This is a genomic window from Pseudaeromonas sharmana (assembly GCF_042649925.1).
GTDB classification, from domain to species: domain Bacteria; phylum Pseudomonadota; class Gammaproteobacteria; order Enterobacterales; family Aeromonadaceae; genus Pseudaeromonas; species Pseudaeromonas sharmana.
Genome location: NZ_JBHSAF010000012.1, coordinates 1 through 12,235 on the forward strand (window position 1 = coordinate 1; position 12,235 = coordinate 12,235).

The 12,235-nt window shown below is 53.0% G+C and carries 13 protein-coding genes and 2 tRNA genes; 1 reads left to right on the forward strand and 14 read right to left on the reverse strand.

Annotated elements, in window-relative coordinates:
• Positions 1 to 233: 233 nt before the first annotated feature.
• Both ACFOSS_RS09585 and ACFOSS_RS09590 read right to left on the reverse strand, forming a co-directional pair.
• Positions 234 to 308 (reverse strand) — tRNA-Gly (locus ACFOSS_RS09585).
• A gap of 38 nt (positions 309 to 346) precedes the next feature.
• Positions 347 to 431 (reverse strand) — tRNA-Tyr (locus ACFOSS_RS09590).
• Between the two features lie 209 nt (positions 432 to 640).
• On the opposite strand from ACFOSS_RS09590, the gene coaA reads away from it, so the two are divergent.
• Positions 641 to 1,588 (forward strand): type I pantothenate kinase, encoded by a 948-nt coding sequence (coaA, locus tag ACFOSS_RS09595; RefSeq protein WP_377152114.1) that lies wholly within the window; start codon positions 641 to 643, stop codon positions 1,586 to 1,588.
• Between the two features lie 51 nt (positions 1,589 to 1,639).
• On the opposite strand, the gene birA is transcribed toward coaA, so the two are convergent.
• From birA to mlaF, 12 genes are all read right to left on the reverse strand, one after another.
• On the reverse strand, positions 1,640 to 2,605 hold the full coding sequence (gene birA / locus ACFOSS_RS09600; RefSeq protein ID WP_377152115.1) for a bifunctional biotin--[acetyl-CoA-carboxylase] ligase/biotin operon repressor BirA: 966 nt from the start codon (positions 2,603 to 2,605) through the stop codon (positions 1,640 to 1,642).
• Entirely contained in the window at positions 2,602 to 3,645 is a 1,044-nt protein-coding gene (gene murB, locus ACFOSS_RS09605; protein ID WP_377152117.1) for a UDP-N-acetylmuramate dehydrogenase, read from the reverse strand. Before murB ends, birA begins: the two co-directional genes overlap by 4 nt.
• A 25-nt stretch (positions 3,646 to 3,670) precedes the next feature.
• Positions 3,671 to 5,677: a DNA topoisomerase III gene (locus ACFOSS_RS09610; RefSeq protein WP_377152119.1), complete on the reverse strand. Its 2,007-nt coding sequence runs from the start codon at positions 5,675 to 5,677 to the stop codon at positions 3,671 to 3,673.
• 70 nt (positions 5,678 to 5,747) lie between these two features.
• Entirely contained in the window at positions 5,748 to 6,203 is a 456-nt protein-coding gene (locus ACFOSS_RS09615) for a hypothetical protein (RefSeq protein WP_377152121.1), read from the reverse strand.
• Between the two features lie 439 nt (positions 6,204 to 6,642).
• Positions 6,643 to 7,104 carry a transcriptional regulator AsnC gene (gene asnC / locus ACFOSS_RS09620; RefSeq protein ID WP_377152122.1) on the reverse strand — a complete coding sequence of 154 codons (462 nt, stop codon included), beginning with the start codon at positions 7,102 to 7,104 and terminating at the stop codon, positions 6,643 to 6,645.
• 507 nt (positions 7,105 to 7,611) lie between these two features.
• The gene (gene murA / locus ACFOSS_RS09625) at positions 7,612 to 8,871 is read right to left on the reverse strand and encodes a UDP-N-acetylglucosamine 1-carboxyvinyltransferase (protein WP_377152123.1); all 1,260 of its coding nucleotides are present in this window, start codon (positions 8,869 to 8,871) and stop codon (positions 7,612 to 7,614) included.
• 13 nt (positions 8,872 to 8,884) lie between these two features.
• A complete protein-coding gene (gene ibaG, locus ACFOSS_RS09630) occupies positions 8,885 to 9,142 on the reverse strand; it encodes a BolA family iron metabolism protein IbaG (protein ID WP_377152124.1) in 258 nt (85 codons plus the stop codon).
• On the reverse strand, positions 9,142 to 9,423 hold the full coding sequence (locus ACFOSS_RS09635) for an STAS domain-containing protein (protein WP_377152125.1): 282 nt from the start codon (positions 9,421 to 9,423) through the stop codon (positions 9,142 to 9,144). The genes ibaG and ACFOSS_RS09635 overlap by 1 nt, the downstream gene beginning before the upstream one ends.
• The gene (gene mlaC / locus ACFOSS_RS09640; RefSeq protein ID WP_377152126.1) at positions 9,420 to 10,052 is read right to left on the reverse strand and encodes a phospholipid-binding protein MlaC; all 633 of its coding nucleotides are present in this window, start codon (positions 10,050 to 10,052) and stop codon (positions 9,420 to 9,422) included. The genes ACFOSS_RS09635 and mlaC overlap by 4 nt, the downstream gene beginning before the upstream one ends.
• Positions 10,053 to 10,059: 7 nt before the next feature.
• Positions 10,060 to 10,533 carry an outer membrane lipid asymmetry maintenance protein MlaD gene (gene mlaD / locus ACFOSS_RS09645; protein ID WP_377152127.1) on the reverse strand — a complete coding sequence of 158 codons (474 nt, stop codon included), beginning with the start codon at positions 10,531 to 10,533 and terminating at the stop codon, positions 10,060 to 10,062.
• A 5-nt stretch (positions 10,534 to 10,538) separates the two neighbouring features.
• Positions 10,539 to 11,318: a lipid asymmetry maintenance ABC transporter permease subunit MlaE gene (gene mlaE, locus ACFOSS_RS09650; protein ID WP_377152128.1), complete on the reverse strand. Its 780-nt coding sequence runs from the start codon at positions 11,316 to 11,318 to the stop codon at positions 10,539 to 10,541.
• The gene (gene mlaF / locus ACFOSS_RS09655) at positions 11,318 to 12,106 is read right to left on the reverse strand and encodes a phospholipid ABC transporter ATP-binding protein MlaF (protein ID WP_377152129.1); all 789 of its coding nucleotides are present in this window, start codon (positions 12,104 to 12,106) and stop codon (positions 11,318 to 11,320) included. Before mlaF ends, mlaE begins: the two co-directional genes overlap by 1 nt.
• Positions 12,107 to 12,235 lie beyond the last annotated feature (129 nt).

The following is a 12,235-nucleotide window of genomic DNA, read 5'->3' on the forward strand; positions in this document are numbered from 1 at the left end:
GTGGTCAACGTGGCCGATGGTACCTACGTTAACGTGGGGTTTTGTACGTTCAAATTTTTCTTTAGACATGCTCGTCCCTCTAACTATCACTAAGGTAAGTGGTGGCTAGTCAACCACAGCACAAAATGCAAGTGCAGTATACAATAAAACAGGCGAGAAGAAGATTGGATCCATGCCGCGAGGGACGGAGCGGGACAGATCTGTCTGATCTGTTCGGGTTACACCCTGCGTGCTGGAGCGGGCAGCGGGAATCGAACCCGCATCATCAGCTTGGAAGGCTGAGGTAATAGCCATTATACGATGCCCGCTTTGTACTCTTAAGAACCAACGACCTCAAACCCATAAATGGTGGAGGGAGAAGGATTCGAACCTTCGAAGGCAGAGCCGTCAGATTTACAGTCTGATCCCTTTGGCCGCTCGGGAATCCCTCCGGATTGCTGGTACCGCGGTCGTATTGCGACCTGGCACGTGAGCGGTGCGCATTTTATGGGATCAATTCCTCGCCATGCAACACTCGAAGTGCTGTTTTTTTGACTCGTCGCGTTGAAAATACAAAAAACTCTGCGCAGCGCGTCTGTCAGCCGCTTGTGACCCACCCCCCCTTGGTGTAATGTCGCCGTGCTTGAATACGGAGTATTTCATGACATTAGAGACGGGCCACTTATCTCCTTATATTTCTTTCACGCGCCACCAGTGGTCTGAACTCCGCGCCGCCGTCCCTATGACGTTGACGGAGCATGATCTGGTGCAATTGCGCGGTATCCATGATGAATTGTCTCTGGATGAGGTGCGAGATATTTACCTGCCGTTATCCCGTCTGCTGAATTTGTATGTCAAAGCACGTCAACGCCGTAGCAAGGTGATTGAACAGTTCCTGGGGACAGAACCTGCTCACGTACCCTACGTCATCAGCATTGCCGGCAGTGTCGCCGTAGGCAAAAGCACCACAGCGCGGATCCTGCAGGCGTTACTGGATCGCTGGCCAGAGCATCCCAAAGTCGAGCTCGTCACGACCGATGGTTTTCTTTATCCCAACGCAGAATTGGATGCTCGTGGAATGATGAAGAAAAAGGGATTTCCACAGTCTTATGACATGCGACGACTAGTTAACTTCGTCGCAGACATCAAGGCTGGAGCTAAATCAGTCAGTGCTCCCGTATACTCCCATCACATCTATGACATTGTTCCTGATGCCGAAAAACGGGTCGAACAACCGGATATCCTGATTCTGGAAGGCTTGAATGTTCTGCAAAGCGGGATGGACTACCCTCACGACCCTCATCACGTGTTTGTATCCGACTTTGTCGATTTCGCTATCTATGTCGATGCCGACGAGCACCTGCTTAAGCAGTGGTATGTCGAGCGCTTTCTGCGGTTTCGCAAAGGGGCTTTTGCCGACCCCACTTGTTACTTTCATCACTACGCGGCATTGAGTGAAGAGGAATCCGTGAACATTGCCGGTCAAATCTGGGATGAGATCAACTATCCGAATTTGAAGACAAATATCCTCCCCACGCGCGAACGAGCCAGTTTGATACTGACCAAAGGCGGCGCTCATGCTGTCGAGCAGGTTAAATTACGCAAATAGAGCCGGTTATCCGTAAACAGGCCGGCATAGTGTCAGCCTGTTTTATACGGTTCACACCAGTGGTCGCAGCGAGATCTCTCCACCAATGAATGGCATTACCTCGCCGTCACACTCCAACAACAAAGCACCTTGCAGATCGATACCCCGGGCTACACCCGTCACCTCTCGATCCCCCAGCAACAACCGAACTGGTTGATCACGATAGATATCAAACTGATTCCAGCGCGCAACAAATGAAGTCAGTCCAGTCCGTTCAAACTGCTGTAATGCGGCGCGCAATTGCAAAATAATGTCCGCCGTTAGCTGGTTGCGAGCAACCGGTGTCGCTCGTAACGTTTGCAAGGCCGTCCAGGGCTGGCTGATTTGTTCGGCTAATTGAATTGGCATCGCCAAGTTCAGCCCAGCACCGATAACCAGTTGGCATGCCCCACCCGCCGTGGCTGCCATTTCAACCAGAATACCAGCCAGTTTCTGCCCTTGACCGTATACATCATTCGGCCACTTCAAGCCGATCCCGTCGTAGCCATGCTCACGCAGCACCTCAGCAATCACGATTCCGACGACCAGGCTCAGTCCCATGGCTGCAGCCATTCCCTGATCCAACTGCCAGTAAAGACTCATGATCAGCTGCCCGGCAAAAGGCGAGACCCATTCGCGACCACGCCGACCACGCCCCGCAGTCTGGCACTCGGCGAGCAGACACTCACCCTGCTGCCACTCGTTCAAGCGACTCATCATGTACTGGTTAGTGGAATCGATAACGGCAATACAATGAAACAGATCGACACCAGATGCCGTTAAGCGTTTCGGATCCAGAAGCTCCAGCGGATGGGCGAGCCTATAGCCTCTGCCGGTCACGCTGTAAACATCCAGTCCCAATGGCTTGAGCTGTTTAATCTGCTGACTGATGGCCGCACGGCTGATCGCCAATTGCTGCCCAATCTGTTCTCCCGAATGAAATTCACCATCCGACAACAGCTGCAATAGTTGCTGTTGCCGTGCGGTAAGGTGTCTCATCGGCTTATCTCCCGTAGACTGGTATCCCCTGTCCGGCCAATGAAACGCACTTCCGGCTCAAGCTCGATAGCAAATTGAGTCAACACCCGTTCACGAACAGTTGTCGCCAGTTGAATGACATCCTGTGCGCTCGCCCCGCCCAGATTAATTAAGACTAGAGCTTGTTGCTGATGCACCGAGGCCCTTCCGACCGTGTAGCCCTTGAGGCCTGCCTGATCGATTAGCCAACCGGCCGCAAGCTTAACCCGACCATCCGACTGAGGAAATTGTGGCATCGAAGGATAATGCCGAGCTAATCTTGCGGCGATATCCGGAGTGACAGTCGGGTTTTTGAAGAAACTGCCAGCGTTCCCAAACTCCTCAGGTTGTGGCAGTTTTTCTCGACGAACGCGACAAACTGTTTGATAAATCTGCACAGCACTGGGGTTGTCCCCCAGTTCGCGAAGCGGGCCATAACCAATCTGGGGTTGCCATGCTTTGGGAAGAAACAGTCCTACACCAATAATGATGTGGCTATGCCGCCACTGATGCTTGAAATGACTTTCGCGGTATCCAAAACCACATTCTGCAGCAGGGATACGCACTACGGTCCCCGAAGCCAGCTCCAGTGCATCGACATGACAGCAGTATTGACATAACTCCACACCATAAGCGCCGATATTTTGTACCGGAGCTGCACCTACTGTGCCTGGAATCAACGCCAAATTTTCCAAGCCAGGGATCTGACGTCGAAGCGTTTCTTCGACCAGTCCAGGCCAGCTTTCACCCGCAGCCACTTGCAAACACCAGCCGGTGTCGCACTCTTCAATTGCAATGCCCTGCAGCCGATTGAGCAGCACCAGTCCGGCATAATCTGCTGTGAAAAGCACATTGCTGCCTCCACCCAGGACCAGTCGAGGCATATTGGCCCAGCGTTGATCTTGGATAATGGCTTGCAACTGCTCCAACGAGTTAAACGCCATTCCCCAATCGGCTGTCGCCATCAGCCCAAAAGTATTGTACGAATGCAGATCAAAACGGGCTTGCGGTGTCATGGCCACTCCTGAATAAACGCGAGCTGCCAGTTTAACCGATCACGCTCTGTTCCTGAACCGGGCGCCGCATTCGCTGACGGGAGCGTGTATTACCCGCAGAGGCTGCACGCTTTCGACCTGCGACATGCCCCTTCCTGGTCGTGCGCCGACGCGAGTTATGTACGGGTTCGCGCTCGACATTAGCCAACAGACCCGCGAGCTGCTCACGGCCAAGACGAGCTTCCCGAATCAATTCTGTAAGTTGTTGCTCTAATGGCACCATAAAATCACTATATACACGCTCACGATGTTCAATTAAGGCCAGCGAACGCTCCCAATATGCCGTCATGTCCGGAAGCGTCACCTCTTGCGGCAACGCCGCAATCAACGCTCGCCCAGTCTCACTACTGCGCAGCACTTTGCCCTCGCGCTGCAAAAATCGTCGAGCGATCAATAGCTCCAGAATGCCTGCTCGTGTTGCCTCGGTCCCCAAACCATCCGTGTCACGCAAGATGGTTTTTAGATCCGGGTCCGTCACATAGCGTGCGATCCCCGTCATGGCCGCCAATAAACTGGCTTCAGTAAATGGCTTGGGAGGTTCCGTCTGTTTATCCAGGCGATGGCCTTGCTGACAGAATAACCGAGTGCCTTTGGCCAATAGCGGCAGCGAGGCGATCGCATCCGTCGATATCGGTGTCCGTGCCGGGTATAGCACGCGCCAACCACTATCGAGTATCTCTCGCCCGCGTGCGATAAACAGCCCGCCGGCGATCTGCAGTTTCAACTCCGTATCGCGATAACGTTGGGGCGGATAAAACTGCATCAAGTATTGCCGGGCAATCATGCGATAGAGTGCGATCGCCTCTGCAGACAACGACAGCACTCGCTTGGCATTCACGGTGGGGATGATGGCATGGTGTGCAGTCACTTTATGATCATTCCATGCAGCCGACTTTAGTTCGTGATTTGCCATCGCCACCGCAGGCGCCAGATCCGGAAGCAGACGGGATAGCGTTGCCAAGAGCTCATGTCGATCGTCAAATTGCCCCTGAGGTAGATGACGGCAATCCGAACGCGGATATGTAATCAACTTATGTCGTTCATAAAGCTGCTGGCAAATATCCAGCGTTTGCTGTGCCGAGAGGTTCAATTGTTTTGAGGCATCAATCTGCAGTGACGATAGATTGTAAGGAAGAGGTGGTAACTGATTACCTAACTTTTGTTGAGCTGCCACCACCTCCGCCGGTTGACCCGTTATGCGCGAGACCACATTGTCAGCCAGTGCTCTTGATAAGATCCGCCCCTCCTCATCTTGCCACGGTGAACAAGCATCAGAGGGAGACCACTTGGCCTTAAAGGCAATCGCATCAACGGTGATCTCGGCTTCGACTTCGTAATAGTCACGGCTAATAAAATTCGCAATGGCATGATCGCGACGGACGACCAGTCCAAGCACAGGCGTTTGAACACGGCCAACCGAGAGCAATCGCTCCGACCCCGTCTGCCGTGCCAACAGGGTATAAGCGCGAGTCATGTTGATGCCGTAAAGCCAGTCTGCACGTGAACGCGCTAATGCCGACTGGCTAAGCGCCGAAAACTCTTGATTCGCTCGCAACTGAGTAAGGGCACGACGAACAGCGGGCGGATTAAGATCGCTAATCAGACAACGCCAGACAGGAGGAGGACGTCGACCAGCGGGCCACAGCGCTTCGATCACTTCATCCACGAGCAACTGCCCTTCGCGGTCTGGATCTCCTGCATGCACCAATTCATCAGCCTCACGCATCAATTTGCGTAATACAGCCAATTGCCGTTGACTCGAAGGGCGAGGCTTAAGTTGCCAGCGCTGGGGAATAATCGGCAAAGTTTGCCATTGCCAGCGTTTAAACTGCGGATCGTAACACTCTGGGGAGGCCTGCTCGAATAGATGGCCAATACACCAACTGACCACATCACCGTTACCCAGGTGAATAAAGCCCTCACCCGATTGCTGCGGACCAGGCAGGGCGTCGGCAATGGCTCGACCAAGACTTGGTTTTTCTGCGATATAGAGGCGCATGGCAGGCCCAGAAGTGTGTATATAAATACAGTATTGCTTGTTTCGTCACAGCTGCCAAGAGTGAGATGGTTCAGTATTCGCCATCAATCAAAAATTCATCCAGCACATCGACCAGTTCCGCCCAACGGTCCGCAGGGATAATCGCCTCGAGATCATCGTCCTCCCCGGTCTGTTGCCAGAAATAACGCCGCAGCGCCAAGGCAAAATCGGAGTAATCGGTGGCGAGGGAAGAGAGCGGCCCCATCCAGACAATCCGACGTAGCTCGATACTCAGTTCATTGAGCTCGCGTACCAATTCATCATCACTGGCACAATCGTCAATCAGCCCCGCGAAGCGTTCTCGTGCCGAGTCAAGCTGCTCTTCATCCAGTTCGCCAGTATCTGCCAGCAGCTCGGCATAATCGCCCAGCAAGTAATCGAGTACCTCATCTCGATCATGAAACCAGAGCCATTGCGTTCCCTTGCTAGCCAATACCGAACCGCCAAATGAATCATCACAGTGACCCAGGGCCCATACGTCTTCCACTCTACCCTCCTTATAAAAAAATATGGCCACAGCAATGCCGTAGCCATCTTTAGATTAGTGATAGCAACACGCCTATCTGGCCGTCTGAACCTAGACACTATGCAACAGATTACTGACCAAAAACAGGAATACCAATGCCAGTAGCGGCGGAAGCAACAAGTCTCGATACATAACAGCCCCCAAGCATGCGAACGCCTTTTGACTATTGTCGACCGCGTTGCCGGTTGCCAGCCATGGCTGATGAAATTGTCACTCTGTGAGGCAAACGACACTCCTAACAGCAAACTGTCTCATCTACCAACAGTTTGCATTAAGTTATCTTCGATAACCTACTTAACGGAGGCGTTATGTCTGATGATCTGCGCTATGCCGCCACAGCCGTGATACTTATCGTGCTGATGCTGGTTGTATTCTGCGGCATGTTATTGCTGTAACTGTATCAGGGCACCACTTGCCGCTGAATGGGGTTGTGCAGTGAGATCAGCGTTTCTGTCGACTGGATCTCGTCGATGGTCTGTATCTTGCTGGTCAATAAAGTGTGGAGTTCATCGATCGAGCGCGTCATCACCTTGATGAAAATATTGTAATGGCCAGTGGTATAGAATGCTTCAACCACTTCATCCAGCTCATTGAGATGCTCTAGTGCCGCGTTGTAATCACGCGCACTTTTCAAATTGATACCGATAAAACAGCAGACATCGTAACCAAGCGCCCTCGGATTCACTATGGCTCGCGTGGCTGAAATGATGCCCGCCTGACGCAATTTTTCGACCCGGACATGAACCGTCGCCGCACTCACGCCGACGCGTTTGGCCAACTCTGCATAGGGTGTCCGGGCATCTTGCTGTAATGTCGCAATGATTTGCCGATCCAAATTATCAATTCTGTGATTATCGTTCACACCCAATCCTGATAAATAAATAAACCACAACGAATATAACAAAAAAATGAATGCAGTTCAGCATCAATGCGATTTGTTTGGTTAAACATTGAAAGAAAACCGTAAAAACATGAACATGGCGCATCTGGTTGATTTGGCCGTTTAGCCAATAACATCGGGCTGGTTATTTGGTTTCAGGAGCATACGGATAACCTGCGTCAATCAACCGCGAACACCCGCTCCTACCACGTTGGGTGTTGATCATTCCTCATCTGAGTCAGGACCGCTCGCGGTCCTTCTTTTTTTTCTGACATAACAGTTCCGAAAAAAAGATCGCGCACCACAGTCAGGCTGCCGCCCCCTCATCAGAGATGCTACGGCCGAGCGCTCATGGATGGGGAAGGATGTCGGCGTGTGCGACCTTGTCGATATCGCGTCATTCGGGATGGGTTACTTTGGAGCATGGCCCAGAGGCTCTCTCTGCCATAAAAAAACCCCGCCGAAGCGGGGCTGGGCAATCCGGTACTGTTATTCACCGCGAATACGTTCGATTTTCCCACCCAAGGCCAACAGCTTGCCTTCGATGTCCTCATAGCCACGATCGATGTGATAAATACGATCGACTATCGTCACCCCATGCGCGACGAAGCCAGCCAGAACCAGGCTAGCTGACGCACGCAGATCCGTCGCCATCACCTGAGCTCCGCACAGATGCTCGGTATCGCGACAAACGGCAGTATTGCCCTGCAATTCAATATCCGCGCCCATACGCACCAACTCTGGAACGTGCATGAAACGGTTCTCGAAGATGGTCTCGGTGACGACACCGGTCCCCTTGGCGACGGCATTCAGTACAGTGAATTGCGCTTGCATGTCCGTTGGGAAAGCCGGATAGGGTGCAGTGGTAATGTTCACCGGTTTCAATACGCGGTTGCGCATGTCTAGGCGAATCCAGTCCGCGCCTTTTTCGATCAGGGCGCCCGCCTCTTCCAACTTGACCAGAACGGCTTCAAGTAACGTCGGATCCGTGTTACGACAGAGAATTTCGCCACCTGAAATGGCCGCACCCACCAGGAAGGTTCCTGTCTCGATACGGTCAGGTTGCACGCGATATGCGCCACCGTGCAAGCGTTCAACACCATCAATTGTCAGTGTGTTAGTGCCAATCCCCTGAATCTTCGCTCCCAGCGCATTCAGGAAGTTCGCCAAGTCAACGACCTCCGGCTCCCGGGCTGCGTTCTCGATAACAGTCCGTCCGTCAGCCAGCACCGCAGCCATCATCAGGTTCTCTGTTCCCGTCACGGAAACCATATCCATCAGGATATGTGCTCCTTTCAAGCGGCCATCGACCCGCGCCTTGATGTAGCCCTCTTCAACAACGATCTTGGCTCCCATCAGTTCGAGGCCATGAATATGCAAGTTGACCGGGCGCGCACCAATGGCACACCCACCAGGCAACGACACATCAGCCATACCAAACCTGGCCGTCAAAGGACCGAGGGCCAGGATGGACGCGCGCATGGTCTTCACCAGTTCATACGGCGCGACATGGTGATTCACCGCCCCCGCCAGCACGGTCAGATCACCGTTGCGTTTCACGCTGGCACCGAGGATTTCCAGCAATTTTAGTGTCGTGGCAACGTCCTTCAGATCTGGAACATTGCTCAGATGAATTTCGTCGTCACACAGCAAGGTGGCAAACAATATTGGCAGCGCCGCATTCTTGGCACCAGAAATGGTGACCTCACCCTGCAGGGTGCAGCCACCTTGAATTTTGAATTTGTCCATCGAATCCGTTCCCTCAGGAGGGCATGATAAATTTCTTTTCGCGCTTCCACTCGTCAGGAGTGAAAGCCTTGATGCTCAAGGCATGGATGGCATTGGAGGCAATATGCTCCGCCAGTGGGCCATACACCGCCTGTTGCTTCTTGACTCGGCTCATGCCGGCAAACAGGTCAGACACCACTATTACCTGGTAATGGCCACCGTCACCACTGGCGTGAATTTCATCCAGCGATAATGCGGCCCGCAGGATACTCTCAATCTCGCTCGGTTGCATTAGTTGTTGCTCTCGTTCAAGGGGGGGATGGGAGCCAGCTCAAACAGCGGCTCGACAGCATAAAGCATCAGCATGCCAATCAATTGTTGAGACGCACCTTGTAACTGCAAGGTGCGTCCATTGGCTCGGCAATGCTTGGCCCAATGCACCAAAAACGCCACACCAGAGGAATCCACCGTCGTCACTGACTGTAAGTCCAGTTTATGCTGTGCAAACAGTGAGTCACGGCTGTACCACCAGACGGCGACACGATGGGCATCAATACTCCCTTCCAGTTTCATGATGTCTTGGCCGGCAGTGTCATGGGCTTGCGATTGTGCTCTTCCAGCATCTGGCTGACGGCATCAATCCCCTTGTCGCGGATCATGCCCCCCAATTCGGACTGTTTGGAGGAGAGCAAGCTGATACCTTCGGCAACCATGTCGAACGCCTTCCACTCGCCGGTCTTGGTATTCTGACGCAACTTGAAGATGACACTGATATTCGGCTTGCCCGGATCAAGTATCGAGACATTGATCGAAACCAGCTTGTCGTCGCCCAGATTGCGCGGCTTTTCTACCTGAATCTTCTGTTGATCATATTTGGCCAATGCATCGGCGTAGGTCGCCACTATGTAATCGGTGAACGCCAACGTAAAACGGTCTCGTTGGGCTGGCGTTGTGTTCTTTAACTCATTTCCAATCACTTTATATGCGGCAAACTTGTTATCAACATATGGCATCAGTTCATCGCGAATGATTTGACGCAGCAGCTCTGGATTCTTTTGAATGCCGCTCTGTTCCTGGTTGAGTCTGGCAAACGTCTTGCTGGCCGCTTCATTAATAAGCGCATAGGGATCCGCCGGGTAGGCGACGGCTTGGCTGAACACGCTCCAAAACAGAACGATGCCGGATAACAGATACTTCAGCATGTGAACCTCACTTATTACTCTGGCTATAGAGGAACTTACCAATCAGATCCTCCAGCACGATAGCGGATTTAGTGTCCTCAATCCGATCCCCGGACTTGAGTACCGTGGTTCCCATCTCTTCATCCATGAAACCCGGGGTCAAACCGATGTACTGCTCACCAAGCAAACCAGAAGTCAAAATGGACGCCGTCGTCGTGCTGGCCAGTTGGTTATAACTATCCTGAATCTGCAAGCTGACAACCGGTGCCAGTGTCTTGGTATCAATACTGATATCTGACACACGCCCGACCACGACGCCACCGATCTTGACCGGAGAGCGCACCTTCAAACCGCCAATATTGTCAAAACGGGCATACAGGGTGTAACTAGAACCCGCCTCGCCAAACGTCATGCCTGCGACCTGCAGAGCCAGCAAAACAGCGGTTACCAACCCGGCCAGCATGAAGCAGCCGACCGTGAACTCTATCTTGTTTATCTTCATCACATTCACCCAAACATGACCGCAGTCAGAATAAAATCCAGCCCGAGAACGGCCAGTGAGGAGTGGACCACTGTCCGCGTTGTCGCCTGGCTAATGCCGGCCGCTGTCGGCTTGGCATCATAACCATTGAATAACGCAATCCAGGTGACCACCAGCGCAAAAAACAGACTCTTAACGAATCCTTGCCCCACATCTTCGCCAAGATCGACGGCGGCCTGCATCCCGGACCAGAAGGTGCCTTCATCCACCCCCATCCAATCGACACCAACCAATTTACCGCCATACACCCCAACTAGGCTGAACATCAACGCCAGCAGAGGCAAGCTGATCACCCCCGCCCAAAAACGGGGGGAGACGATACGACGAAGCGGATCTACCGCCATCATCTCGAGACTGGAGAGTTGCTCGGTTGCCTTCATCAGACCAATCTCCGCTGTCAAGGCGGAGCCGGCGCGGCCGGCGAACAGCAGAGCGGCGACAACCGGCCCTAACTCCCGCAGCAAAGACAACGAGACCAGCGGCCCCAGGCTGCCCTCCGCCTTGAATTCCACCAGCACGTTATAACCTTGTAAACCGAGCACCATCCCGATAAACAATCCGGAGACCATGACAATCAACACGGACTGCACACCGACGACATACAACTGGCGAATCAGCAGTGGGAAATGACGTCGAATGGCCGGCTTGCCGATCAAGGCGTGAAACAACATGATGCCGGCGCGGCCTACTGCCTGGATACTGCGGACACCGTGCCGTCCCAAGCGACTAATTGCTTCAAATACCATTACAGCTCCTGCAGATAGTCTGCGGCGGGATAGTGAAATGGCACGGGACCATCCGGCAAGCCATGAACAAATTGCACCACTTCGGGATTTGCCTCGTCACGCAACTGCGCCGGGGTGCCATGAGCCACCACTTTGCGATTGGCGATCAGATAGACGTAATCAGCAATGCTCATCACCTCTGGCACATCGTGGGAAACAATGACCGAAGTAATATTCAACGTCTTGTTCAACTGACTGATCAGCTTCACCAGTACCGCCATGGTAATCGGATCTTGTCCGACAAACGGCTCATCATACATGATGAGCTCTGGATCAAGCGCAATGGCTCTTGCTAACGCAGCCCGGCGTGCCATGCCTCCGGATAACTCGGAAGGCATGAGGTTTGCGGCCCCTCGCAGCCCGACAGTCTCCAGCTTCATCAGTACCAGAGTACGCAGCAGCTCATCAGGGAGCTGGGTATGCTCACGTAGTGGATAAGCCACATTGTCAAACACATTCATGCCGGTAAACAGTGCTCCGCTCTGGAACAACATGCTCATGCGTTTGCGCAAGGCATACAACTGATGTCGAGACAGCGCCGGAACGTTATGCCCATCGAAAAGAATCTGCCCTTGGTCCGGCTTGATCTGTCCACCGATCAGACGCAACAAGGTCGTCTTACCAATGCCGCTCGGCCCCATAAACGCGGTTATTTTGCCTCTGGGAATCGTCAGACTGATATCATCGTAAATCAGCCGCTCACCATGGCTGAAGCTCAAGCCTTCGATGCGTACAAGTTCGTCACTCAAATGAGGCTCTCCGGCTATGTAATAGAATGCCGCATTGTATGGGGACGTGATCTAACTCGCAACCTGAAGCCTGAGCGAATTTCATGCTAATTGACGCTAACTACCTGCTTCTGCGGTGCAATTCGCTTC